The sequence below is a fragment of the Xenorhabdus stockiae genome (assembly GCF_002632825.1).
In the GTDB taxonomy this organism is placed as follows: Bacteria; Pseudomonadota; Gammaproteobacteria; order Enterobacterales; family Enterobacteriaceae; genus Xenorhabdus; species Xenorhabdus stockiae.
The window spans coordinates 1-26,164 of the sequence record NZ_NJAJ01000005.1; the positions used below are offsets into that span (position 1 = coordinate 1).

The window sequence follows — 26,164 nt, forward strand, 5'->3', positions numbered from 1 at the left end:
CAGTATTCCAAATTTGTAGCCTTCTTTTCGATCTGCTATCGGAGGACACATAATAATAGTTTCAGCTAATTCTTTTACAACATCTTCCTCCATATAACATCGGATAAACTCCCAGTAACCTGACAGTTCACGTCTGCTACCGTAATAACCTAAGCTAAATGTTTGTAATACAGTTTTTTTATCCTCTGCCAATATATGCCCATCAATACCCCACTATGGAAACGCTCCCTTTCCTTTAGCATAAGTAAAAAATAATTTATTCCAAGGGAATGATAATATATCACCGTTAACTTGGTAGACGTATATCACCTTTTTTTCCTATTAAAACGAATAGGATAGTGCGTCTTTTTGAACCATTCTTTTAATGTTAATTTCAGGAAAAATATAATACTGGAGAAAAAATTGCCGTGAGAATAATAACATCATATATTTTAGTAATATCCTCTTCTGAAAAAACATAACGTTCAAAAAAAATAAAATATCCATATAAAAGCAACCCTGAAATAGCCATAAAAATAATAAAAGTAACTAGGCTTGCATTGCCTTTATCAGCGTAATATCTATCCAACCGTTTCCAGATAGGTTGAATTCATTTTAATGACAGTATTCCCATCTCTGATAAATTTGCTCTCACAATGAGGTTTACCTTGATGAAACTGATCTATTTTTTCTTGTTGAGTTAACGGCCGATTAACTGAATAAGGAGTATATAATCCTGTTAAATGTGACATGATGATTTTACTAAATAACTCACTGACATTATTATGTACCAATTAGACATGTATTCAATACAGAAAATCCATCAAATACATGCCACGTGTTATTATTTTTATTGCTCCTTATGACGTCTTGCGACTTTTCTTCTTATCCGTTTTGAGGCTGTCATGCTCTGTTTATAATATTTAATACGATCTTTCATTTTTAAATTAGCGAATACATATCGCCATACATAGGGAATATTACCCTTATAACTTACATCTATAGGATCATCAGAATCAACCTGACACGCCATTTCAACCTCTTTCGGCCACTGTGGAATTCTGCTGGTCTGCATTCCAATATAACGCGAAAATGCTTCCACTAGATAATATGGAAAAAGCGGCAGAAGTAAAACCCAATCAATTTTGGTTCTCATTCGAATGCCATATTGAAGGCCAAATAGATAACCTTCTTTTCTTTCTGCTATTGGAGGACATAAGAAAATAGTTTTTGGTATCTCGTGTAAGACATCCTCTTCCATATAACAACGAATAAATTCCCAATAGTTTGGAAGGTTTGGTTTAGATTCTAAAATAGCCAAGTTGAATGTCTGTAAAACAGTTTGGTTATCATCGGCTAAAATATGTCCGTTAATTCCCCATTTATTTCCTCCATTGAGTGTAAAAAAAATATTGCCCCAAGGCGCAGATAAAACCGAACCATCAATTTGATAAACATATACCATTTGTTTTTTTCGGTTAAATCGAATTGGATAATGAGTTTTTCTGAACCATTCAATCAGGATGAGTTTCACGCAAATAAAAATAATAAGGCAAACTATACCATTAAGGAACAGTAAGGCATAAATAGCCTTAGAACTTAATGATTCATTTCTTAAACGATGAGCTTCGATAGTGCCTTGACATCCCCAAATCATAATGCAAAGAAATGTTATCGTAATACCAAAACATATCAAGCTAAGGAATCCTTTGTTATTATAACTTCTATCAACAGTTTCCAAGTAAGTAGAATTCATTTTGATAACAGTATCATGATCATTAATCAAAGGATTATCTGGGTGTGGCTGACCTTGATAAAGGCGCTCTCTTTTTTCTTGCTCAGTGAGTGTACGGCCACGTAGGTAGGACTTAGATATTCCCTGATGTTTTGATGACATTATTAGCTCCTAACTTGTCAATTGCATTAAATCTTTAAACCCTTTTTTTTCCTGCTCTGCTGTGGCCCATATCGGAGGAATACCTTCCTCTCCTTCTGGAATTTTTCTCCACATACAAGATAATAACCACTCCTTTACCTCCTGCCTTTTTTTGATACTGATATAAATTGCAGCACTGAAAAGGGCGACAGTATAAACCGCTATAGCAACTGGGCCTAACAGCATCCACGCGACAGAAGTAGCTACAAGTGTAGTAGTCGAAACACTTACAACCGCAGCAACTGTAAGTCCAAGAGTGGAAAGTCCGGAAACACCATATGCTATTATTAAACCCATATCCATATTTTCTTTCTGTGACTCTTCATATGCATGATAAATATCCCAAGCAGCACTAACAATCGCAGCGACAGCACAAACTCTTGCAGCAAATTTAAGCCCATTTGAAAAAACTTTTAATCTCCCTTCTCCTACTAATTTCACCACCAACCTCTGATTTTTTAATTGAGAAAGAAATCGATCAGTCCAGTCAGCTGCGGTTCCCACAGCCCCCACCAAATTAGCAAAAAATTTACTTCGATTTTCAAAATTTTTTGCTATCTCATCATATGTTGCAAACAAGGCATAAGTTTGAAAAGCTAATGAGGCAGAGCATCCTGTAAATTGCCAATTTTTTAATTTACTTTGGACACTTTCATTTTTATTATATTCCTGAATATCCTGAACCATTCCTCTATATTCCTCGTCTCTAGGTACTATTTGTTTTTTATATTGCTGTTCAAATAGCTCTTCTCTTATTTCTTTCTCTGATTTAAATACTTTGCTAAGTCGTTTCATTTTTTCGTCCATTGGCAATGGAGCCAGACTCTTAGCTATTTCTGGATCAAATAATGACAGTACTCTTATTTTACCAGTCTGCTCCATTTTTACATCGTCCAAATTCATCTTGCTAATTATTTTATCTGCATATGTATACAAGCGAGAACGATTACTTCTACTCTCCATGCCAAGATGCTTTGCAGATTGATTTACGAATGCGTGGACAAGATCTTTATATTTTCCCTTACATTCAAAAAAACCTACAGCTTGCCCACAACTTAATCCATAACCAATAACTGCTAGTTTTGGAACATCGTTGGCTCCTTTATTCAGTAACTTAGTAAAAGCTCCCACTATAGTATTTAGATAAACCTCTAAATTATCTATGGTGTCAAAATATTTACTTATAGTATCCGTTACTCCATCAAATATCTTATTCCACGGTAAACTGGCATAATCGAAAGCACCATTTACTGCTATATTTAATTTATTAATCACAACATCATCATTTCTAAATATGGCGCGAAGTATGAAATTATCTCTAGAAATTTTTTCTTTCTCCAGTTTATTTACAATATAGTCTATGGTTTCTTTTTTATCTGTCATACCATATACACAATCATTGACTGCCTGTACATATAGCAAAGAGCAAGCATTATTCTTCTTATCATAGTGATGAAGGAGTTTATTTCTTAGCACATCACTATCTAGCCATTTCAAATGCATATCTACCATAGGAGAAACAGTGTTTTCTATATATAATTTTAAATCATTATTATATTCATCAATAAATTCTTTTTCTTTTTTTCTGTCTATATATATTTCATACTCATCATTCCAAGCAGACTCAACCCTTTCATCCAAAGATTTAATATTTTCAGTCAATACTATTTTTTTCTGTTTTTTAAGAAAATCTTCTCGACCAGGGATATTAATTAATAACCTATTATTTCCAGCGTTATCAGTTATCATGTCTTCGAATGAACTATCTTTTTTTTCTATACGTTCCCTAATATCATTACATACATTTTTTTTTAACCCTGAAAGCATTGATGATAGTGCAAGGCCTCTGGCATATTTTTGATCACTTTTAAATTTATCGCCAACAAGATAATTACAAAGCAATGATATTTCTTTAACCATACCAACTGGGTCAGATAAAAATAGAATAATACCTTTTTTATTAAGCTCATTAGCCTCAACAATTATATTGCCTGCTTTTTCGTCTATTTTTGTTTTAAAATAAGCATAATCGCTATTTGGATTAGATGTCTCTTTAATAACTCTATCAAATGATTCCTGTGTTATAGGGCACTCCCTTTCAAGAATTGTTTTACTAAAATTATTATGATATTCCGCTACAGTATTTTTTAGTTCACTCAAAAAATCCACATTTTCATGTGTACCACTCGTTAACCATACATCAACATTAAAAGATTGCATGTTTTTAATACGATGTTCTTTATCTTCATGCTGTTTTTTCATCTCCTCTGACCAAGGTGCATCAGACCATGCAAACCAAACGATACCATTTTCTTTTTCTTCCGGCATAATATACAACGTAATAAAAGAAGCTCTGGCAATTTTACTTCCATTATTCATACAAACTGTTTTTTGCTCTGAGTTTAAACATTGTTGTGAACTACCTTCTTCAGGATGCAAATAATAGTGACCTTTAGAGCTAATAGTATAAGTTTCCCATTGGTTTGATTTTTCATAATAAACATACAAAAATCCCTCTCGTAGTATACGAGCTGTATAACGTGCTCCTCCTGCATCACCTACTGGAAAACTTGCATAATGACGGTAATGCAATCTAGGTAAACCATCTGATTTTTCCATAATAGCAGGCCTAGCTAAAAATACTGGCAACCCTTTATTACGCTGACAAAAACCACAACCAATTTCCGTATTCATAATTAACATTCCTTTTTATTTTAAAAAATAATTTTCATTTCAGTAAAAATTAACTTTTATGATAATACATTCACTTCAATAAGTTTTCTTTTACTTCTTTCAATTTAGGATCATTAACATTCAACATTACTCTGGAAAAATATTCTTCATACTCAGCGCTATCTATCAATAATGCTTTAAAATATTTATGTTCATAAAACGATAAACTCACCGTGACGCCATAAAATGCAAATGCAACCAAATCATTCCTATGAGTTAATTTAAATCTCTCGTTAGCCACCTGAAATAATTCTTCAATCTCTACACTGATTTTTTTACGTTCTTTAACATCAGAAATTGGTGGCATTTTTGCTAGAACCTGATTAATCATACCAATTCTATGAATTCGGCTAATCTGAATATGCGCAGGTAAAATTTGATAAGGTTCTTCCTGCGAAAATGAAAGTGTGTGCCATTTACCGGCCAAATAAAATGTCCAATGCTTAATAGCATCAACTGATAATTGTTGACGAAAGGTATTGATATCCCATATCCATGATAAATTAAATAAAACTCTGGGATCGTAATAGCGCAAGATAAATCCTTTTCTTGATTTATCCTGAATATATAACCCATGTACCAACCGTTTTTTCATTTCTTCCGGTGGTAATTCACTGTCAAAAAATAAGGAAACCATCGGTTGTCTCTGTTCTTCTATCGATTTATTGATAGCAGAAAATAGATTTACCCATTGCGTTGATGACAATTCATGCATAGAAATTAGCCATGGATATAATTCTGCCTGCGGAGCTAATAATGGAGAAACAACTTCGATAACCGGTAATTCATCATCAAGTTCAGGAAATAATGCCCTGTCAATCAGAGCATATCTGTGGTTTTCCAGAGGAAGGGATTCGGGTAGATAAGTCGCGTACATAGCGTAATACCTTAGCTTAAGGGAACAGTTGCATCACCACGGCCTGCTGCTTCTGAGGACAGGGTTTCACAGGCGGTAAAGTTAGGATGTGGCACACTGATTGTCGCTGGCCCTGCGTAGTCGAAGTTTGCACTCTGTACTTTGAAATCGCCTTCTGTACCACTTTCTATCTTGGTCGGGTCAATCGTGATATAAGAGCCACCGCACTCAAATGTGATTTTCTTTTTGGCTGAGATAACGATTTCATCATCGGTGCTCGTAATACTGATATTTTTTTTGGCTGTGATTTCCAGCGCATCAGTCTGAGCCTGAATCTGAAGTTTTCCTGCCACTGCGACTAATTTCATACCTAATTCATGGGCCAGAATAGAAACCGCTTTTTTTGCTGCTATTGCAATACGTTTCAGGGCAGAAATTTCGGTATTTCTGCCCGATGTCATCACAATGTTGTTGTTAGCACTGTGTTGAATGTGGTTAGGTGTTGATAATGCAATTCCCCCCGGCGCACTTGCGGCAATTACAGGCTCGTTAATGCCATCAATGTAACCTTCCAAAAAACGTTCCTGATTGCTGGTATCTAATGGCTCAATTTGCGCTGTTCGCATAATATTTGACAATGACTCAGCCATATCGAGAGCATCAGCTAACTGCTGTTTTATCTGGGTGAGATCCAGCTGTTCACCAAATGCGTGCTCCTGTTCGTCTGCACTGATAAACAATCCTTTCCCCGTCCGAATTGCGCCCCAGCTATCGGTACGTAGTTCGAAGCCTTCACCGCGTTTCTTCTCATTTGAGTCAACAAGATGCCCCAGATTAAGCTGGCTTTTACCGCCATACTCCGTACTCAGTTTGATATGCTCTTGCCCACGGCGGTCTTCCATTCGCAGTTTATTATTGGTCGGGGTACGAATGACGTTGCGTGTGCGGTTACGGGCGGTAATGTGATCCGGGTGGTAGGAATCATGCAGCGCATGAGCAATGTAAGGCCGATCAGGATCGCCTTCGTGGAAGGCTATTGCTACTTCCGTACCTTGAATCAACGGGAAGTGAAAACCGTATGTATCACCGCCATAAGGTTTCGCCAGCCGCACTGGCATACTTTCATAACCTTTCTTTTTCTCATCACCGTCTGCATCGAATTTAACCCAGTACAATCCATCCAGATTCTGGTGAGCATAGGGATCATTGGCTATAGGGCTGGTTACGCGAGCTGTCAATGTGCCACTGATAACAGGACGTGGTTTTAATGACGGACGCCAGCACAGGCCCTCGGTGTACGGTACTGCTGTTATTTTGACTAATAGCGCTTCTGCCCGGCTACCTGTGAAACGTAGTTGAGTCATTAAGATTTTGGATTGGAACGCTGCCGGCAAGGTAGATGGAAAGGTTCTGTCTTCAATTTCCAGAACTTGTCCCGCCATCAAAGTCGCATCAGTACTCTGCCCGTACAGCAGCGTCTGACGTGCCAGAAAACGCTCGTGGTCAAGCTGTGCCCAAAAATTAGCAGTTTCTGGTTCAGGTGAAAGTTTATCCCCTGTCGTCAGATGACGCAGTTTATAGTAACTGACATCACCATAAGTGATTTCTTCACCGTCACCACGGGTCATATCAGCCTGTGCCGAGTTCAGAATATGCTGTGCGGTACGAAAGTTATAATCTTTGGTCTGAACAGAATGTTCAACTACCTGATGACGCTGGGTCAGCCCCCAAATGGAAGCCTCACCGTTATCATTCATTCCTGACGGGCTGTTCAGCGGTAGTGTTTTACCGTATTCATAACACCGCTGTTTATCACCAAAATGCATAACTTCTGTTTGTGTATCCGGTTGTAAACGGAAGGTGTAGAAAATTCCCAGCTCCGATAGCAAACGTTCGATAAACTCCCGATCACTTTCATTGACCTGATTAATTTGCTCCCGTTTCGGATAGGTGTTTTTCAGGTTAAATTCAAACTCCCATCCCTTGAAATTGTGTTCCCGTAAAATTTCTTCGACAATTTCCGGTACGGATTTATTCAGGAAGAAACGGTAAGAACGTTTTTGATTGCGTAGCAGAGCAAATTTCGGCTCCAGAATAATCTGGTACTGTGCTTCATCACGGGAGCCTCCCAACCGTTTGAAGTCCGTTACAACACCATGCACTACACGCTGTGTCTGTGGTGGCGTGTTGATACCAAAAACAGTTTCGCCCAGTGTTCGCAGGGTGAATGTAGCACTGCGACGCAACATCTGTTGTGGTTGAATATCTTGCTCTGAGCTGGTGAAGGCTATACGGTAGCGATAGGTATCGCTCATGGCTTCACGTCCGGTAAAATCCTCCACATCCAGTACAGCATCACAGCCCTGAATCCCCAGAGTGTAACGGTTCAGGGTATTTGCCAGCACTGTTCCTACTTTTTTAGCGGTATCTAATAAATTCATGACCAATCCTCCCCTGATAAGATCTCTTTATCAAATGTCAGCGTGATACCTTCCTCGTCATAACCCAGCGTTAATGTATTAGCTGCCTGTTGAGTAGCCTGACGCATCAGCAGTTGTTGGCTCAGTACCGGCAGGATTTGCTGGTTCAGCAGGCTATCGATATTACGCGCGCCTGTATCTGGTAGCAGGCAGGCTTCCACCAGCGTGTTATACAGAGATTCTTCTACTACACAGTCCAGTCGGTAATGCAGTTTCAGACGTTTTGCTACCTGTGCCAGTTTCATTTCCACGATGGTACGCAGCGCTTGTGCTCCCAGCGGACGGTAAATTACAGTTTGAAAACGCGCCAATAATGCTGGCTGGAAGTGATCACGTAGTATCGGCCGCAACAATTCATGCAGTGTGCTATCCGTCGATTCTGGCTGTTCGTCCAGTAACTGCATCAAATGATCACTACCGAGATTAGAAGTCATGACGATAACGGTATTACGAAAATCAATTTCCCGACCTTCTCCGTCACGCATAAAACCGCGGTCAAACACTTGATAGAACAGGTTCATCACATCACGATGCGCTTTTTCTACTTCATCCAACAACACTACGCTGTAAGGTCGTTTGCGTACTGCCTCGGTCAGAATTCCTCCCTGACCATAACCCACATAACCCGGTGGTGAACCTTTAAGCTGGCTGACTGTATGCGGTTCCTGATATTCCGATAGGTTGATCGTTATCAGCGATTTTTCGCCACCGAACAGACTGTCTGCCAGCGCCAGTGCTGTCTCGGTTTTGCCAATTCCACTCGGCCCCACCAGCAAAAAGACACCCAACGGCCCGTTTTCCGATGCCAGCCCGGTTTTCGCAGCCCGCAAGCGTTGAGCCATACTTTCCAAGGCAGCAGATTGGCCAACAACCCGTTTTTCCAGATGCTGTTCCAGTGACAACAGATCGGCCTGTTCATCTTTCATCAGGCTGGATAATGGAACGCCCGTCCAGTCAGCAATAACAGTAGCAACCGTGCGCACATCTACATCCAGCCCCAGTAACGGTGCTCCGTTCTGAATTTCTGCCAGTTGTTGTTGCAGCTGGGCATTTTCTCCAGCGTTACTCCCTGACTGACGACAATCCAGTAACTGTTCAGTCAGCGCTTTTTCTTGCTGGTATTGTGCTTCAGTCAATTGAAGTTGGTTTTCAAGTGCTTCTCGTTGTTGGGTGATATCAATCAGACGACTGACTTCCACCGCATTACCGACAGAGTGATCTTCCTGCAATGCTTCCGCTTCTAAATCCAGTGCCGCCAGCGATGAGCGTAACCGCACCAGTTCATCTGGCTGGGTATCGAGGCTCATTCTGACTCTCGCACTAGCGGTATCCAACAAATCAACCGCTTTATCCGGTAACTGGCGACCGGTCAGGTAACGGCGGGATAAAGTCACTGCGGCTTTCACTGCATCATCGGTAATATGCACTCCATGATATTTGGCATAACGAGGTTTCAGGCCTCGCAGCATCAGGCTGGCTTTTTCATCATCCGGTTCATCTACTTTGACAATCTGGAATCGACGTTCCAGTGCGGCATCCCGCTCAAAGTACTGTTTATATTCCGACCATGTGGTTGCTGCGATAGTGCGTAGTTCACCGCGAGCTAAGGCTGGTTTCAGCAGGTTAGCAGCATCCGCCCCACCAGCTTGATTGCCTGCCCCGATAATAGTATGAGCTTCATCGATAAACAGCAGAATTGGCGTCGGGGATTGTTGAACAGCATCAATGATATTTTTCAGCCGTTGTTCAAATTCCCCTTTTACTCCCGCTCCTGCCTGTAATAATCCTAAATCCAGCGTACGTAGACTGACAGTTTTCAGGCTTTCCGGAACGTTTCCCTCAGTAATGCGCAAGGCTAACCCTTCCACCAGCGCTGTTTTACCGACTCCCGGCTCTCCCACCAGTATCGGGTTATTTTTACGGCGGCGGGATAGAATGTCGATCATCTGGCGGATTTCATCATCACGACCAAAAACGGGGTCAATATTACCGTCTTTAGCTTTCGCAGTTACATCTAAGGTGAATTTATCCAGTACAGCCAGTAGTGCATCGGATAACGGTTTGTCGGTCAGCGGAGTGGTTCTCGCGGGAGAAGTGGACGGGGAGTCCGGAGAGAATGTTGTGTTTTCATGGCCTAGCATTGCTTGTTGCTGTACTTCCGATCGCTCTTCAGACTGGGCATCCAGAACTGGACGCAGCCGTTGTAACTGAGAAGTTCCCACTGTCAGTAAAGGCCATGCACCTTCGCAACTCACTAATGAAGGCGTTTCCAGCAGAGCAGAAAGTAAATGGATGCTGCGGATATGCCCTTCTCCTTCTTCCAGTGAAGCAGATAACCAGGCATTTTTTATCAAAGTTAATAACGGAGAAGACAGTTGGGGACGGCTGTGAACTGTTCGGGGATAAGCATCGATATGATCTAACAGAGACTGCCACAACGCCCCCATATCCCACTCATAACGGCGAGCCAGCACTGTGATATCACTTTCACCCCGCTCAAGAATTTTGAGCAACCAGTGCTCGACGGTGATTTCAGCATGTGCCCGTGTCTGGCACAGGGAGGCTGCGGCTTCCAGTGCCTGTGCGCAGTATGGGTTTAACCGGCGCAATAACATTGCAGATGAATTTTCCATAGTTCTTTTCTCCTTGGCTTACTTGTCACGATGATTGGGCTTGTCGAATGCGCTTCCCGATATTCCGGCACGCTACCGCCATAACCGTTAACCGAGGCCCATAGGGTGACTAAGATTGATTGTTGCTCCCTTTGCCAAACCTCCGCGTCTGAAATTTTGCAAAAACAGAGGATTGGCAAAATAGCCGCTAAGAGAAACTGTGTTCTGATAAAAGTGTGATGATAAAAGTAAAAAAACAGGCGGTTTCCCGCCTGCTGAAGATGCCCCCGAAATTATTTCTCCATAATATGAGTAGATCCTTTATTCGCTTCCGGTGAAGGTACTGTTACTTCTGCCTGACTGGTATTCTCCGGCGGCACCAGACTGATTTCGACACGGCGGTTCGCTGCACGGCCAACTTCTGTTTCATTGGATGCAACAGGCTGATCTGCTCCATGCCCCTGCACCGCAAAACATGCAGCCGGAATATCACTATTTTGTAGCATCCAGTCACGTACAGCTTCAGCACGTTTAAGGGAGAGTTGTTGATTAAATTTAGGATTACCGGTGTTATCGGTATAACCTGAGATCACAATTTTCTGATTAGGTTTGCCCTTAATTTGTACAAGTGCATTTACCAATACTTTGGTGGCATCTGATTTCAGGGTGGATTTACCCACACCGAATAAGGCTAAGCTATCCAAACTGACGGTCTGAGCTTTAGGCATAACCGGTGGTGGTGTTAATTCGACAGGCCCTGACGGTATGGGTGGTGCCCAACTGGCAATTGCAGCTTGTACAATCAGGAATACTTTTTGTCCCTGATACAAACCAAGCGAATGAGAAAGAGGTTCTCCTCTGCGATGCCAGTCAGATAATAAAGTTGCATCTTCTTTCAGTTGATTCCAGACCTGCGTCTTCGGTTCAGAGGGTTCTTCCACCAAACGTTCAAATAACACCAGATCACCCTGTATCTGCGTCAATAGATTCCGGTTATTCCCATAACTTGCTAATAAAGCCAGAAGTAAGAAAACACCAGTCATTGCTCCCACAACACCGGTATAAATTTCCATATTCGTCAGGCGGCTATTTCGGGGTAATTGCGTCAGAAGTACATCCGGAAAAGGTAACTGAGTCGCAATATCTGCAACCTTAGGCACTGTTAAAGTCGTTGTATTTTTTAATTGTTGTAACCAGAGATTGTCAGCTACTACCTGTAATGGCGAAAAATTAAGTGCCATTGCACAAGGTGCCAAAACGGGTGTCCCCGTTTGAGGTAATTCCAACAAAGGTAAAAATTGTGTATTCAGCCATTGTACAAACTGGTCTAACCAAACCATTTGAGAACAATGCGTCAGATATTCACTCTGCTTAGGTACCGACCAAACTGACAAAGGCTGAGTTGTTTGGCTCGCACTTCTTACCTGAACCCCTGCCGTGGTGTCATGTAAGGTAAACCATGTTGCTTCTGCCTGAGATAACACTGCATCTGATGTGACTAACGGGTTAAGATAACCACATAACCAAAATGGCGGCAGATGACCAATCCACTCCCTGCTTTCATCCAGTGCTCGCCGCCATTCCAATACGGATTGCTGTAATTTATCCTGATTATTTAACTGCTCAGGAATAATACAAAACATAACGGAAAGGTTGGCTAAAAGCGCTGGAGAGTTTTCTGCAATATGTTGCACTGTATGAATAAATGATTTTGGATCTGGTGTCGCAAGATACCATCCCTGTAATGCTTCTCGATGGGTAGAGTCCTGACTGAACAGTCCCTGAGAATAGCCACATACCAGTACCAGTGAACCGCGAAAGTCCTCAGCAGGTAAAGAAAGATGATTAAAATCGCTACTCTGTTCCTGATACTGTTTCGCCTGATGACGCCAACGGAAGATTAAACAGCTCGCTACCGCTAATACCATTAACGATAAAAACAGACGTATACCGGTTCCTAATGACCAAAAACCCCAAATGAGCCAGAAAATCAGTAAGACAGCCAACAGACACAGCCCTTGTTTGAACAAGATTCGCATCGAGGGGTTATCCTTGGTTAAGCAATTGATGAACGAGTTGCTGTAATGATGCTGAGAGTCCCCACCATAATGCCCCTAACGCAATCACGCCTGTGAGCCACCCCATCCAATACATCCGCCGACGGCTGAAATAACGGGCTGGCTGGACAACTAGCGGTTGAGAAGCAACGAGAGCGTAAGGCGGAACTTGGCGTGTTAAGGCGGTCAAAACATCTTCCCTATGATCGTTTTCCGGCGTTTGATATTTACCGCTGAATCCCAGGGTCACTACACGGTGAAAACAAATCAAAACAGCCGGATCTGGGGCTGGCTCGTGTAATACCGTACGAATGCGATCCCAAAGTTTGTCCCCTGCTTCCAGCGTATTGAAATATTTGGTCTGAAGCGGTGATTGCAGCCACTGAGTATACCCTTCATCCTGCACACCACGATTCATTACGCTTTCATCCAATAGCGCACATTGTGCATACGACATATGCTCAACCGCTGATTTGGAATAACCAGCCTGCTCCAGAGATTCGCGTGTTTTATCTATTTGTTCACAGGCTCGGCGATAAAGTGCCTTACCGTTTTCAATCGATACCCCATTACGCAGTTGGCACACCATAAGCCAAGTATCAGCAAACAGAGTATCGATGGTTACAGCTATGTTCTGATTTTTGTCAGGTTGTATAAAGTTAGTCATGAGCGCAGCACAGCAAATAATTCAAGTTGAACATCACCCAAAGTTCCGGGTACGTAAAAAGCACAATGCCCCGAATCCAGCATGGATTTCGCGGAAATATTATTGAGTTCTAACGCGAAATACTGATTTTCAAGCCGCATCGGGATCGCTGCCGGAACGTGAGAAAGTGCCTTGAGTGGTACTCCGTTCAGGGCAACGTTAACCACATTTGCGACTTCATCCGGACTACCCACCTTACATAACAATGGAAACTGAGTTTGTAACAGGTGAGCTGACAGAGAAGAACGTACTGACAGATAAAAATCAGCCTCTTCACGCAGACGGCTATCATTGAGATCACCTTTCCAAAATTGACCATTTTTCGCCAATTCAATCGGAATAACCCGGGAAGGCAGACTCGCCTCTAACAGTTCATTTAGCAAAGCAAACAAAGGTGGGAAAACAGTTCCCGGAGAAAGATGCTGATAGGCAGGAATATCTTCAGGTTGATGCTCGAGTGAAAAAGTCAACAAACTACCCGCCAGACGAACCAGTTCACGATAAAGTAACTCTGGATGACGAGTCGGGCTTGCTAAGAGTTCAGCTAACACGGGTTCAGCACTATTCAGCGCATTCAGCAGCCAAAACAGTGAAACATCCGCCACGGCAAAATCAGCCATCCGTTCATTACTTTCCCGACGAATACTCATCAGACGACGACGTTTTGCTTTCAGGCGATGCATCAGGTCTGTCAGTGATCCCATAAGTCTTTGGCTGGCTGAGCACGCTAACATGGGTGGAATAAAATGACGGTCAAATGTCCACTGCCCTTGAGAATTACGAATAAGGCGAGCTACCGGACAGACCAGATAAGCCCCATTTTCCTCATGGGCATAACGCAAAGTGATGGCATGACGTTCAATCGCAATATCCGTCATTTCGTTACCAATTAAATCTTGTACAGGTACCCATTCCTGCTGGTAACGACGTGGCCGATCATGGTGCCCATCCTGAGCCAGATTACCGCCATTGGCCTGTAATAAAGGCAAGGCCAGTACGATATCAACGCTTTCTTTTCCTTCAATAGAAGAGAGATCAACCGCAGGAGGAAGATTATCGGCAATGGCGGTATCAATGACGGAACCATCAGGAAAACGAACGATCAATTTGATTGCATTCAAGCGAGAAATCGCCAATGCGCCTTCATCAAATTCTGCTTCCAATACGCCCCAGGGGTTAGCGATGGCTAATTGTGCAACAGTATCCGTCAGATACGATTCCCAACGAGCCTGCTGCTGAAATTGTTGTGGAGCTAAAAAGGCACCATCACTCCATAATGGGCGGTAAATTTTCATATTCGTTCCCGCTTACAATCATTTGTATATGGAAAATCACTCATTTTCACTTGCAGAACTTATTACACTTAAAACAATATAAGATAGTTAATTAAGTGATATTATCAATGAGATATTTAAAAAGGGCTGCTGTGGTGCTATATAACAAGGTAACAATAAACAACCTATCCAAAATCAATAGAAAATGATGTTCCTCCCTAACTATATTTAGTCAATCCATCTGATAAATTCACTTTTGGTAATTTCATGACCGTCCTGAATATACAAACAAGAGGGTATTAATGCAGATATTAAATACAGGTCACACATTCATTAATAGATTATTAAATTTGCAAAAACAGGCGATTTCCCGCCTGCTAAAATACAATTTAATTAGGCTGTAGTACGCTCATTCCATGCGTCGGAATGAATGATGTTACCATCTTTATAAGTCCAGGTGATTTTTTCATAACGCAACTCGATTTCTTCCAGATGGTTATGTTTTTCTTTCGCTGGATCTTTAATATCGTGCATCTTCGGTGCGACTTTCACGACTTTTACATTTTCCAGAGTAGTATTGAAGTATTCCACTTCCTGACCTGCATCATCAATGCGGTACCATTTGAATTCTGCGGTTTTCAGCGTCTGACCAGTGGTAACTGCTTTGTACAGATAAGGGCTGGAGGCATCTATTTCTTTAACAAAAATAAATGGGGTGTGGATACGAGTACCTGTCAGTTTGCCGGTATTATTGTCCGTTGGAATGTACAGATTATGATCCTGTGCAACAACTTCGATACTGCCTTCGCGGCTTTGCACATCAACAGAGCCTTTAATATCCGCGCCGCCATCATCTTTCAGCCATAGATAGACAGGAATTGCCATTTTTATTTCTCCATAATTTAAATAAATTCTTCACAAAGTTCCGGTGAAGATATTCATTTGTTATCTGACAGGACTAACCTGTAATAACAAATTAATTTTTAATACAGCAAGTTGATACAACAACTAACTTCCTGTCAGATGCCGTATCTTTAAATGCAACCGGACAACATCAAAACCATAATCCCGTATTGCAAAGTAAGTCAGTAAAGTTTCTACTGCTCTTTAATAATTTCAGCCAGTTCCATTCCTAAGAATGCAATGACTAAAATTATTGAGGCGCTCATCTATCCATGATAAGCATCCATTCTTCATAATATCCCTATCAGCTTTCAAACAGTGACTTTGCTAACCACACCTTGAAATCAACTGGGTACAATCTTTAATTACGCTTTGGCTTTTGGCATCTGAGAAACCAGTGACAAGTTAATGTCCATTCCCTCTACCTGGAAGTGAGGTACTGCATACAGTTTCACGCGGAAAAAACCCGGGTTATCGTCAATGTCCTCTACTACGACTTTCGCATCACGCAACGGATGCGATGCCTGCAAGTCATCACTCGGGTCAGTCATTTCTGTTACCAGTCCACGTACCCAATTATTCAGCTCCAACTCCAGCAGGCGTCGATCTTTTGTCGTGCCGATATTTTCACGCTGGATCAGTTTCAGGTAGTGCGCTATCCGTGATAACAGGAAGATATATGGCAGGCGCGAGTTAATGCGACTGTTGGCTGTTGCATCCGCCGTATCGTACAGTGCTGGTTTCTGGCTGGAGTTCGCAGAGAAGAAACATGCGTAATCGCGGTTTTTGTAATACGACAGCGGAATAAATCCCAGATTAGAAAATTCAAACTCGCGAGTTTCCGGGATCATCACTTCTGACGGAATTTTCACCTGACTGCCCGTACCTAAATCGTACAGATGGATTGGTAGATCTTTCACCGCTCCGCCCGCCTGTGGCCCACGAATTTGTACACACCAACCGTTATTGATAAAGCTTTTCACCATATTCGCTGCAAACGCAAATGTCGCGTTAGTCCACAAATATTTCTCGTGATCCGGCCCTTTTACTTGTTCAACATAGTTGAAATTGCGTACTGGAATTGTATCCGGCCCATATGGCAGACGGCCCAATACTCGTGGCATAGTCAGCCCGATATAACGTGCGTCGTCTGAATCCCGGAATGATTTCCATTTCAGATATTCTGCACGGTCAAAGTAGTTACCGATATCCTTGATGGCTGCCACTTCTTCCATCGTTTCCTTGCCAAAGAAGGCAGGCCCTACTGAGCCAATAAACGGCATATGCGCCGAAGCAGACACTTTGGCAATATTACGTAACAGAGCCACATCCTGCGGGCTACGATTAAACTCAAAGTCGGATATTATCGCTGCTATCGGTTCACCACCCGGAGTGTCATACTCCTGAATATAGGTGTGGTGATACAGGCCGCTTTGAATGATTTCAGGGCTATCTTCAAAGTCTTGACGCAGATCATCTTTCGCCACATCCAGCACTTCTATTTTCACGTTCTGACGAAAATCCGTCCGATCCACCAAAAATTTCAACCCGCGCCACGCTGATTCTACTTTCTGAAATTCCGGATGATGCATTACCACATCCAACTGGTGGCTAATTTGCTGATCCAGCTCCGCAATATGGTGATCCAGTAAAGTCTTATCCAGTCGTTCTACTTTCTGCCCCGCAGACTTCAAACGCTCCAGAAATACCTGCACCGCTGCCGTCACACGCTCATCCGCTGTCGCATCCGCCAGAGCTGCATTATCCTGATATACATTGATATCCCCCAGCGTTGAAACCGGGTTCAAGTTGATTTTCTCAAACAGCGCCGCATATACACCTTCCGGTACCGTTCCCTGAGCCAGCACCGTCTCTTGTGCCCCTTGCATAGTTTCAGTATTTACAGACATCAGCATAATCCTGTAGTCAAGGTATCCATTAAATTAGTCATGTTTCGGGGCCAGACCGGCCAATTCACTGCGTAATTCGTCACTCAGAGATGAGTCTTTCAAAATCGCTTCCAGTTCACGTCGGAATTCTACGTTATCCAGTAGATTGGATTTCAGATCTCGTAGCAGATTACGCATCGCTAACATAGCGCGCAGCTGTGGGATTTGACGGGCTACTTGTTCAGGCTCAAAATCCTTCATGTCCTTGAAGCTCAGGGCCACGTTTTCTTCGCTCCCATCTCCCGCCAGAGTGTTCTCAACAGTTAATTTAACGCCGGGCTGAAAGTCAGCAAGTACACTGTTAAAGTTGTTTTTGTTAATGTTGATTTTTTCACGCTCAGAAAGGGGGCGCTGTTCTTGGCCATTACTATAATCACCCATCACTAATAATTTCAGGGGTAATTCCACTTTCTTTTGTGCCCCGCCCGTGTGTAAATCGAGCTTAATATTGACGCGAGCCTTGGGAACTTCATTCTGGAAACTGTCTGACATGGTTTTTGTCCTTTAAAACACGTGGCTGTCCGCTGTCCAATAGCAATGACTTTCTTGTTCTCAATCATCTCCTGAACGCTCAGAAAACGTAGTTTTAAAACACAAGCAAGCCATAGCACCCTAAGTAACAGGAACCTTATGAGTCATCACTAATTTAAATATCAGAAAGAAATTAAAATCAATAATACATTAGTAAAATTTATTTTTTGAGAATTAAACTCATGAATAAACATGTTTAAATCGCACACATTATGACTTAACATAATACAAAATAATTATCTAAGTGATATTAACTCTTATTCCTTTATGGTATTACTCTCCGCCAATTCAGATAGAAACAGCCTGTAAATGAACACAATTTATAAAAAAAACGCAGTAATATAATACAACGAGTACATAACCTACTATCAGACCATGCTGATAAGGTTAAAATAATCTGTATTAGTTACCACACCTACAAAGATAATTCAGATCATCAAAACAGTTAAGATTAAAGCATATATTAAACATGTGTAATTAGTAGATTTAATTAAGTATATGCCTGTATTCTTTCCTATTGTTTTGTACAGAAACATGCGATAGGAATCATCATCAAACTCACTTAAATACAATAAGTAAGCAGATATTTTTTTAATTTAAAAGATGGCCTTCATTATCAAACCAACCCAAAATATTCATTTCTGATTCAGTGGATTTAGAAAGTACACAGATAATTAAAGAACCGCTCGCATGAATGCGAGCGGTATTATTTATCTATTTTTTGTGATCTTGGGTTCTAAAGCGGATCTACCTTCAAACAAGAAACGGCATGTTTAAAGCTACCTTCCAGCAATGGTCGGGTTTTCGCACATTCCGCATCAGCCATTGGGCATCGGGTACGGAATACACATCCAGATGGCGGATTGATTGGTGAAGGCAGTTCCCCTTCCAGTAATTCAATCTGTTTGTAACGCTCTTTATCAGGGTCAGGAATCGGTACTGCTGACATCAATGCTCGGGTATATGGGTGCAGAGGATTATGGTACACCTCGTCGTAAGTCCCTAGTTCGACTGCGTTCCCCAGATACATCACTAATACGCGATCTGAAATATGCTTCACTATCGAAAGATCGTGAGCGATAAAAATCAGGGAAAGCCCCATTTCTCGTTGCAAATCCTGCAACAAATTTACAACCTGAGCCTGAATAGAAACATCCAATGCGGAAACAGGTTCGTCACAGATAATCAGTTTAGGTTCCAATATCAGGGCGCGGGCAATTCCGATACGCTGGCACTGACCACCTGAAAATTCATGAGGATAACGGTTAATCAGGTTCGGTAATAACCCTACCTTCATCATCATTTTTTTGACTTTTTCTTTTATCTCCACATCTTTCATTTTGGGATAATAGGTTTTCAGTGGCTCGGCGATGATGTCACCGATAGTCATACGCGGATTAAGAGAAGCCAAAGGATCCTGAAAAATCATCTGGATATCATTGCGAATATCCCGCCACTGTTTGTCATTGAGATCAAATAGATTCTGGCCAAGCCAGGTCACTGAGCCACCAGAGGCTTTGACTAATCCAATAATTGCTCTGGCAAGTGTTGATTTACCACAACCTGATTCCCCTACTACGCCCAGTGTTTCCCCTTCGTATAATCGCAGGGTAACTCCATCTACGGCTTTCAACTCTTTAGAAGGCTGCCAAAACCACTGCTTACCATCTTTGATATCAAAGTAAACTTTCAGATCATCCACTTCCAGAAGGACTTTTTTTTCAGTAACTGTATTCATACTAATTCCTCCTGACGTCTGAAGCAGGCACGCAAGCGTCCGGGGTTAAATAGTTCCAGCGGGGGTTCTTCACTCACACAATGTTCAGTAGCAAACTGGCAACGAGGCTGAAATGGGCAACCTTTTGGTAAGCGCAGTAAGTTTGGTGGGTTACCCTGAATTGTAGCCAAGGACTCTTCATCGCCATCCAGCCGGGGAACTGCATTAAGCAAGCCAATCGAATAAGGGTGTGTCGGATGGTAAAATATGTCACGGGCAGTACCATATTCCATCGTCCTACCTGCGTACATAACCAACACTTTGTCACAAATACCCGCAACAACACCCAGATCATGAGTAATCATAATAATGGCTGTATTCAGTTCTTTTTTTAGTTCGTTCAGCAATGTCATGATCTGTGCCTGAACAGTAACGTCCAGTGCAGTCGTCGGCTCATCTGCAATCAATAGCTTAGGCTGGCACAATAATGCCATTGCTATCATGACACGCTGGCGCATTCCGCCAGAAAATTCATGCGGAAACATTTTCATCCGCTTACGCGCTTCAGGCATCTTAACAGCATCCAGCATTCGAACAGACTCTTCGAAAGCCTCACTTTTGCTCATATTTTTATGTAGCATCAGTACTTCGATAAGTTGCTCTCCTACACGCATATAAGGGTTAAGAGATGTCATCGGATCTTGGAAGATCATTGAGATTTCTTCCGCCCGCATTTTATTCAGCGCTTTTTCTTGTAGATTAAGAATTTCACGTCCGTTAAAAACAGCAGAACCACTGACAGTACCATTACTGGCCAGTAAACCCATCAAGGCAAAGGCTGTCTGAGATTTACCAGAACCGGATTCACCAACAATACCCAGAGTTTCCCCAGCCTGTAAGTCAAAATTTAGTTTATTTACTGCTGTTACGTTGCCATCAGGCGTACTGAATACCACATTTAAATCTTTCACCGTTAATAGTGATTCAGCGCTTTTAGCATGTTTTATCGTTTCTACGCTATTCATAGGCTCTCCTTAACGGTCTTTAGGGTCGAGGGCATCTCGCAGGCCGTCACCAATAAAGTTAAAACAGAACAGGGTTAACACCAGAAAGCCCGCAGGAAACAGGAGTAACCACGGAGCCACTTCCATTGAGTTGGCACCATCGCTTAATAATGCCCCCCAGCTACTGAGCGGCTCTTGTGTTCCCAAACCAAGAAAGCTCAGGAAAGATTCAAACAGGATCATACTTGGTACTAATAATGAAGCATAAACCACCACAACACCCAACACATTCGGCACAATATGACGCAGAACTATATTACGGCTGGATACACCACACACCAGTGCGGCTTCAATGAATTCCTTGCGTTTGAGGCTCAATGTCTGTCCCCGGACAATACGCGCCATGTCCAGCCATGACACCATGCCTATCGCAACAAAAATCAGCAGAATGTTTTGCCCAAAGAAAGTCACTAACAGGATGACGAAGAACATAAATGGGAAGGAGTTCAGAATTTCCAGCAGACGCATCATGACCATATCGACTTTGCCACCAAGATAGCCTGACATAGCACCATATAATGTGCCGAATATCACAGCAATCAAAGCCGCTGCTATCCCAACCATCAGTGAAATACGCCCACCAATAGCAACACGGACTAACAAATCACGGCCTGATGAATCTGTACCAAAATAGTGGTGTGATTCAAAATCAGGGGGCATGGTCATCATGTTCCAGTCAGTATCATCGTAAGTATACTGAGATAACATAGGCGCTAAAATGACAAACAATGTGATGACAAACAATATACACAAACTTGTAATTGCTGCTTTATTATGAATAAAACGACGACGTGCATCCTGCCACAAACTGCGGCCTTCAATTTCCAGCTGCTCAGAAAAATTTTCCAGAGCTTCGCTATTTTTCTTATTCAGTAACATTGCGTGCTCCAGTCTTAGTAACGGATTTTCGGATCGATGACGGCATACAACACATCAACGATAGCGTTAAACATAATGGTCAGCCCACCCACCAGAATCGTCAGGCTCAGCACCAGTGAGTAGTCACGGTTTAAAGCGCCATTAACAAACAATTGCCCCAGACCGGGCAAACCGAAGATAGTTTCAATAACCATCGAGCCAGTAATAATGCCGACAAAGGCGGGCCCCATATAGGAAATGACAGGTAGTAAGGCTGGTTTCAGTGCATGGCGGAAAATAATCTTGCGTAATGGCAGTCCCTTGGCTCTTGCTGTTCGGATAAAGTTGGAATGCAGAACTTCAATCATGGAGCCACGAGTGATACGGGAAATACTGGCAATATAAGAAAGGGATAACGCAACCATCGGCAAGAGCATATATTTAGGCGCCCCACCATTCCAGCCGCCTCCCGGCAACCATTTTAATGTAATTGCGAATATCAGAACCAATAAGGGAGCAACGACAAAACTGGGGATAACAACCCCTGTCATGGCAAACCCCATTACCGTGTAATCCCATTTTGTATTTTGATTCAGTGCCGCAATGACTCCCGCACTAACACCAAATATTACTGCCATAATAAAGGCAGCAGCACCTAATTTAGCAGAAACGGGCAACGCCTCTGCCACCAAATCATTTACACTGTAGTCCTTATATTTGAATGAAGGGCCAAAATCCCCTTTCGAAAGTTGAACCAAATAATTGAAATATTGTTTATAGATAGGGTCATTCAGATGATATTTCGCTTCGATATTCGCCATCACTTCAGGTGGGAGTTTTCTTTCTCCGGTAAATGGACTGCCCGGCGCAAGACGCATCATGAAAAACGAAATGGTAATAAGAATGAAAAGTGTCGGGATCGCCTCTAAACAACGGCGTAAAATAAATTTCAGCATTGCCCGTTCCTATTGTCTGACCAAACCGTGGTCATTAATTATCTGATACACAGGTGGTTTATGACTTAAACCACCTGCTGATTCCTAATGTTTGATAATATAAAGATTTTTGGTATGGAAGTTGTCCAGCGGATCTTTGCCGGTGTAACCACCTACGTAAGGTTTTAATAAACGCGAGTTCGTATAGTAGTAAATAGGTACAATTGCCGAATCTTTATCTAATTGCCCATTGGCTTTAGCATAAATTTCTGCTCGTTCTTCATCTGTCTTAGCTTGCAATGACTGCTTCATCAGCGCATCAAATTCTTTGCTCTTATAATGAGCAGTATTGTTGCTACTATTCGATAACATAGAATTCAGGAAGGTAGAGGCTTCGTTATAATCAGCACACCAGCCAGCACGAGCAACGTCATAGTTAGCCTGATGACGGGAGTCAAGGAAGGTTTTCCATTCCTGATTTACAAGAGAAACTTCAACCCCGATATTCTTTTTCCAGATGGAGGCGGCAGCAATCGCTAATTTTTTATGCAGATCGGAAGTATTATAAAGTAGCTTAACTTTTAACGGATTATCTTTGGTAAATCCGGCATCAGCCAGAAGTTTTTTCGCTTCTTCATTACGCTGTTGCTGATTTAGTTTGGTATACCAATCTGGTTTTACATCTTTAAAATCGGCAATATAAGGTGGTGTATAACCATAAGCAGTGACATCTCCCTGATTTTTCACCTTATGAGTTAACAGCTCACTGTCCATACCCAATTTCAGTGCTGTACGTACCCGAACATCATTAAATGGTGGCCTGTCATTATTAATTTCGTAGAAATAAGTACACAATTTCGGATTAACACGTAATTGTTCAGGGATCTCTTTTTTCAGTTTTTGAAACAATTCAACTGGCAAATTATCATAGGTCATATCAATTTCGCCAGCGCGATAACGATTGACATCAGTGATTTCAGAGGAAATAGGCAAAACAGTGACTTGATCAATGACGGTATTTTTATTATCCCAATACATCGGGTTACGTTCGAAAACAAGGCGCTCATTAATCACCCAGCTTTTCACTTTATACGCACCGTTGCCGACAAAATTTTGTGGTTGTGTCCATCTCTCTCCATATTTTTCAACAGTTGCACGATGGACAGGCGATGTTGATGTGTGAACCATTAATCGAACTAAATAAGGCACAGGCTCACTGAGTGTTAATTGGAATGTATGGTTATCTAACGCTTTCACACCCAGGGTTTCCGTTTTTTTCTTACCACGGATAATTTCATCGACATTCAGAATGTGTGCATACTGCATATAACTTGCATAAGGGGATGCCGTGTTTGGATCGACTGCGCGCTGCCAGCTATAAACAAAATCCTGTGCAGTGACAGGATCACCATTTGACCATTTTGCATCTTTACGGAAATGGAATGTCCACGTTTTAAAATCCGGGCTGTGTTCCCAGCTTTCCGCAACACCGGGAATAATGTTTCCATCAGGATCATTAATCACCAGTGTTTCAAACAAATCACGGGCAATATTTGATTCCGGCACGCCTTCTATTTTATGAGGGTCCAGTGATTGTGGTTCAGAGCCATTGTTTCGTACCAGCGTTTGTTTTTCTGCCAGCTGTACACCCGTAGGAACCTCTGCCGCAAATGCCTGTACTCCGATCATCATGCCCAATGCTACTGCAACGCCAGCAGCAATTTTCTTTCTTGTTATGTTTACCATCTTCTTATTACTCCTATTGATTCATCTGGCTTTCGTAAAAGCCATCCCATTCTCAGGGTTAATTATTTTCTGCATCCCAAAAGGAATCGTTTTATTTACAGCAATAGAATATTTGTAATAACAATTAGTTATCTAATTTCTTAATATATAAATTCTTAAGATCAACATAATCGAGAGGATCCTTTCCTGTCATACCACCGACAGTCGGACGAATCAGGCGTGTGGAAACCCGGTAATACACAGGAATTGTTCCTGAATCAGCATCAAGCTGAGCTTCCGCCTTTTGATAAAATTCTTTACGTGTTTTCTCATCTTTGGCTGTCAGAGCCTGATTGAGGTAGTTATCAAAGGCTTCACTGTTATAGAATGACGTATTATTACTGCTATCTGATAAGTAATAATTTAGGAAGGATGAAGGTTCATTATAATCGCCGCACCATGTTGCTCTTACTACGTCATAATTTCCCTGATGACGATTTTGCAATGAAGTTTTCCATTCCTGATTTTGTAACGTGACTTTTGCACCAATATTCTTCTGCCACATAGATGCGGCTGCAATAGCCTGCTGCTTGTTTTGTTCTGAAGTGTTATAAAGCAGGCTAAATTTGAGAGGGTTACTGGCATCAAAACCCGCTTCTTTTAATAATTCTCTTGCCCGTTGATTACGTTGCTCCTGTGTCCAGCTTGCCCACTCTGGATTAACAGTAAGGCCACCACCAATATAGGTAGGAGTGAAACCGTATGCCGGAATTTGTCCCTGCCCCATAATCTTTTCAGTGACAATATCTCTGTCAAGGCTAAGCTTAATGGCTTCACGCACTCGTTTATCTTTAAATAACGGATTTTTATGATTAATTTCGTAATAAAATGTACATAGATAAGGTACTGTTCGGAGTTGATCGGGAATATCTTGTTTCATTTTCTGGTAGAGTTCTGGCGGGATAGCATCATTAGTGATATCCACTTCCCCACTGCGATAACGGTTTACATCACTGACACCCGAAACAATAGGCAGTAAAATGCCTTTTTCTATAATGGATTCTTTATCATTCCAGTAGTGCGGGTTGCGTGTTAAAACCATTCGCTCATTAATAACCCACTCTTTTAATATATAAGATCCGTTGCCAATAAAATTTTCTGGGGAAGTCCATTTAATGCCAAATTTTTCTACAACATCCTGCCGCACAGGTTTCAGCGGAGTATGGCTTAACATGTTAATAAGATAAGGAACAGGGCGACTTAGTGTTACCTGAAAACGCTGATCATCCAGTGCCTTTACACCCAACTGTTCAGGCGATTTTGTTCCTTGTAAGATATTATCTGCGTTCAATATATAGGTATATTGTAAATAGCTGGCATAAGGGGAACCTACTTTTGGATCAGAAAGACGGCGCCAGCTATAGACAAAATCCTGTGCCGTGACTGGTTTGCCATCACTCCATTTAGCATCTTTACGTAGATAAAAAGTCCATACCTGATGGCCTTCATTTTCCCATTTTTCGGCTACTCCCGGCACAGTTTCGCCATTCAGATCAGTAGTCACCAACCCTTCAAATAAATTACGAATAACATTGGTTTCTGGACCACCTTCAACGACATGAGGGTCTAATGACACAACCTCAACACCATTATTAATGGTAACTTCCTGTTTTTCTGCCAACACTACCCCAGCGGGAACTTTCGCCGCCATCCCTTGTGCTATGGGAAACGATAATAAAACGATAGAAGAAATCAACTGACTCAACTTTGATGGTATTTTTCTCATTATTCTCTCCAAGTGATAAACAGCAAATTAATCGTTTTTTAATCTAACAATCCCGATAACCTA

18 protein-coding genes are annotated in these 26,164 nt (G+C 41.9%); all 18 read right to left on the reverse strand.

All coding sequences use genetic code 11. The features are described 5' to 3' along the window. The coding region (locus tag Xsto_RS21840; RefSeq protein WP_422646213.1) for a hypothetical protein at window positions 1–192 on the reverse strand (192 nt) is incomplete at its 3' end. 637 nt (window positions 193–829) lie between these two features. Then, complete coding sequence (locus tag Xsto_RS02970; protein WP_099124056.1) at window positions 830–1,876, reverse strand: DUF6708 domain-containing protein; 1,047 nt, start codon at window positions 1,874–1,876, stop codon at window positions 830–832. A 9-nt stretch (window positions 1,877–1,885) separates the two neighbouring features. Beyond that, window positions 1,886–4,609: a T6SS effector BTH_I2691 family protein gene (locus Xsto_RS02975; protein ID WP_099124057.1), complete on the reverse strand. Its 2,724-nt coding sequence runs from the start codon at window positions 4,607–4,609 to the stop codon at window positions 1,886–1,888. Window positions 4,610–4,679: 70 nt separating this feature from the next. Then, window positions 4,680–5,525 carry a DUF4123 domain-containing protein gene (locus Xsto_RS02980; protein ID WP_099124058.1) on the reverse strand — a complete coding sequence of 282 codons (846 nt, stop codon included), beginning with the start codon at window positions 5,523–5,525 and terminating at the stop codon, window positions 4,680–4,682. A gap of 11 nt (window positions 5,526–5,536) precedes the next feature. Continuing rightward, entirely contained in the window at window positions 5,537–7,945 is a 2,409-nt protein-coding gene (locus Xsto_RS02985) for a type VI secretion system Vgr family protein (RefSeq protein WP_099124059.1), read from the reverse strand. Next, window positions 7,942–10,617: a type VI secretion system ATPase TssH gene (gene tssH, locus Xsto_RS02990; RefSeq protein ID WP_099124060.1), complete on the reverse strand. Its 2,676-nt coding sequence runs from the start codon at window positions 10,615–10,617 to the stop codon at window positions 7,942–7,944. Before tssH ends, Xsto_RS02985 begins: the two co-directional genes overlap by 4 nt. A 272-nt stretch (window positions 10,618–10,889) precedes the next feature. Beyond that, the gene (locus Xsto_RS02995; RefSeq protein WP_099124061.1) at window positions 10,890–12,635 is read right to left on the reverse strand and encodes an OmpA family protein; all 1,746 of its coding nucleotides are present in this window, start codon (window positions 12,633–12,635) and stop codon (window positions 10,890–10,892) included. Between the two features lie 7 nt (window positions 12,636–12,642). Beyond that, entirely contained in the window at window positions 12,643–13,320 is a 678-nt protein-coding gene (tssL, locus tag Xsto_RS03000; protein WP_099124062.1) for a type VI secretion system protein TssL, short form, read from the reverse strand. Next, window positions 13,317–14,654 (reverse strand): type VI secretion system baseplate subunit TssK, encoded by a 1,338-nt coding sequence (tssK, locus tag Xsto_RS03005; protein ID WP_099124063.1) that lies wholly within the window; start codon window positions 14,652–14,654, stop codon window positions 13,317–13,319. Before tssK ends, tssL begins: the two co-directional genes overlap by 4 nt. 372 nt (window positions 14,655–15,026) lie before the next feature. Beyond that, entirely contained in the window at window positions 15,027–15,518 is a 492-nt protein-coding gene (locus Xsto_RS03010; protein ID WP_099124064.1) for an Hcp family type VI secretion system effector, read from the reverse strand. Between the two features lie 383 nt (window positions 15,519–15,901). Next, the gene (tssC, locus tag Xsto_RS03015; protein WP_211284282.1) at window positions 15,902–17,452 is read right to left on the reverse strand and encodes a type VI secretion system contractile sheath large subunit; all 1,551 of its coding nucleotides are present in this window, start codon (window positions 17,450–17,452) and stop codon (window positions 15,902–15,904) included. Window positions 17,453–17,479: 27 nt separating this feature from the next. Further along, window positions 17,480–17,977, reverse strand: a complete 498-nt coding sequence (tssB, locus tag Xsto_RS03020) for a type VI secretion system contractile sheath small subunit (protein WP_099124066.1) — start codon at window positions 17,975–17,977, stop codon at window positions 17,480–17,482. 775 nt (window positions 17,978–18,752) lie between these two features. Further along, entirely contained in the window at window positions 18,753–19,754 is a 1,002-nt protein-coding gene (gene oppF, locus Xsto_RS03025; protein ID WP_099108080.1) for a murein tripeptide/oligopeptide ABC transporter ATP binding protein OppF, read from the reverse strand. Then, the gene (oppD, locus tag Xsto_RS03030; protein ID WP_099108081.1) at window positions 19,751–20,758 is read right to left on the reverse strand and encodes an ABC transporter ATP-binding protein; all 1,008 of its coding nucleotides are present in this window, start codon (window positions 20,756–20,758) and stop codon (window positions 19,751–19,753) included. Before oppD ends, oppF begins: the two co-directional genes overlap by 4 nt. A 9-nt stretch (window positions 20,759–20,767) precedes the next feature. Further along, window positions 20,768–21,676 carry an oligopeptide ABC transporter permease OppC gene (oppC, locus tag Xsto_RS03035; protein WP_099108082.1) on the reverse strand — a complete coding sequence of 303 codons (909 nt, stop codon included), beginning with the start codon at window positions 21,674–21,676 and terminating at the stop codon, window positions 20,768–20,770. A 14-nt stretch (window positions 21,677–21,690) separates the two neighbouring features. Then, entirely contained in the window at window positions 21,691–22,611 is a 921-nt protein-coding gene (gene oppB, locus Xsto_RS03040) for an oligopeptide ABC transporter permease OppB (RefSeq protein ID WP_099108083.1), read from the reverse strand. 84 nt (window positions 22,612–22,695) lie between these two features. Next, window positions 22,696–24,336 (reverse strand): oligopeptide ABC transporter substrate-binding protein OppA, encoded by a 1,641-nt coding sequence (gene oppA, locus Xsto_RS03045; RefSeq protein ID WP_099124067.1) that lies wholly within the window; start codon window positions 24,334–24,336, stop codon window positions 22,696–22,698. Between the two features lie 124 nt (window positions 24,337–24,460). Beyond that, window positions 24,461–26,101, reverse strand: coding sequence for an ABC transporter substrate-binding protein (locus Xsto_RS03050; protein ID WP_099124068.1), 1,641 nt, complete (start codon window positions 26,099–26,101; stop codon window positions 24,461–24,463). Between the last annotated feature and the right edge of the window lie 63 nt (window positions 26,102–26,164).

Bases quoted from the DNA above. Each gene is read 5' to 3' on its own strand.
- Xsto_RS02970 (WP_099124056.1), bottom strand. From the start codon at position 1,876: ATGTCATCAAAACATCAGGGAATATCTAAGTCCTACCTACGTGGCCGT.
- Xsto_RS02975 (WP_099124057.1), bottom strand. From the start codon at position 4,609: ATGAATACGGAAATTGGTTGTGGTTTTTGTCAGCGTAATAAAGGGTTG.
- Xsto_RS02980 (WP_099124058.1), bottom strand. From the start codon at position 5,525: ATGTACGCGACTTATCTACCCGAATCCCTTCCTCTGGAAAACCACAGA.
- Xsto_RS02985 (WP_099124059.1), bottom strand. From the start codon at position 7,945: ATGAATTTATTAGATACCGCTAAAAAAGTAGGAACAGTGCTGGCAAAT.
- tssH (WP_099124060.1), bottom strand. From the start codon at position 10,617: ATGGAAAATTCATCTGCAATGTTATTGCGCCGGTTAAACCCATACTGC.
- Xsto_RS02995 (WP_099124061.1), bottom strand. From the start codon at position 12,635: ATGCGAATCTTGTTCAAACAAGGGCTGTGTCTGTTGGCTGTCTTACTG.
- tssL (WP_099124062.1), bottom strand. From the start codon at position 13,320: ATGACTAACTTTATACAACCTGACAAAAATCAGAACATAGCTGTAACC.
- tssK (WP_099124063.1), bottom strand. From the start codon at position 14,654: ATGAAAATTTACCGCCCATTATGGAGTGATGGTGCCTTTTTAGCTCCA.
- Xsto_RS03010 (WP_099124064.1), bottom strand. From the start codon at position 15,518: ATGGCAATTCCTGTCTATCTATGGCTGAAAGATGATGGCGGCGCGGAT.
- tssC (WP_211284282.1), bottom strand. From the start codon at position 17,452: ATGCTGATGTCTGTAAATACTGAAACTATGCAAGGGGCACAAGAGACG.
- tssB (WP_099124066.1), bottom strand. From the start codon at position 17,977: ATGTCAGACAGTTTCCAGAATGAAGTTCCCAAGGCTCGCGTCAATATT.
- oppF (WP_099108080.1), bottom strand. From the start codon at position 19,754: ATGAATACAGTTACTGAAAAAAAAGTCCTTCTGGAAGTGGATGATCTG.
- oppD (WP_099108081.1), bottom strand. From the start codon at position 20,758: ATGAATAGCGTAGAAACGATAAAACATGCTAAAAGCGCTGAATCACTA.
- oppC (WP_099108082.1), bottom strand. From the start codon at position 21,676: ATGTTACTGAATAAGAAAAATAGCGAAGCTCTGGAAAATTTTTCTGAG.
- oppB (WP_099108083.1), bottom strand. From the start codon at position 22,611: ATGCTGAAATTTATTTTACGCCGTTGTTTAGAGGCGATCCCGACACTT.
- oppA (WP_099124067.1), bottom strand. From the start codon at position 24,336: ATGGTAAACATAACAAGAAAGAAAATTGCTGCTGGCGTTGCAGTAGCA.
- Xsto_RS03050 (WP_099124068.1), bottom strand. From the start codon at position 26,101: ATGAGAAAAATACCATCAAAGTTGAGTCAGTTGATTTCTTCTATCGTT.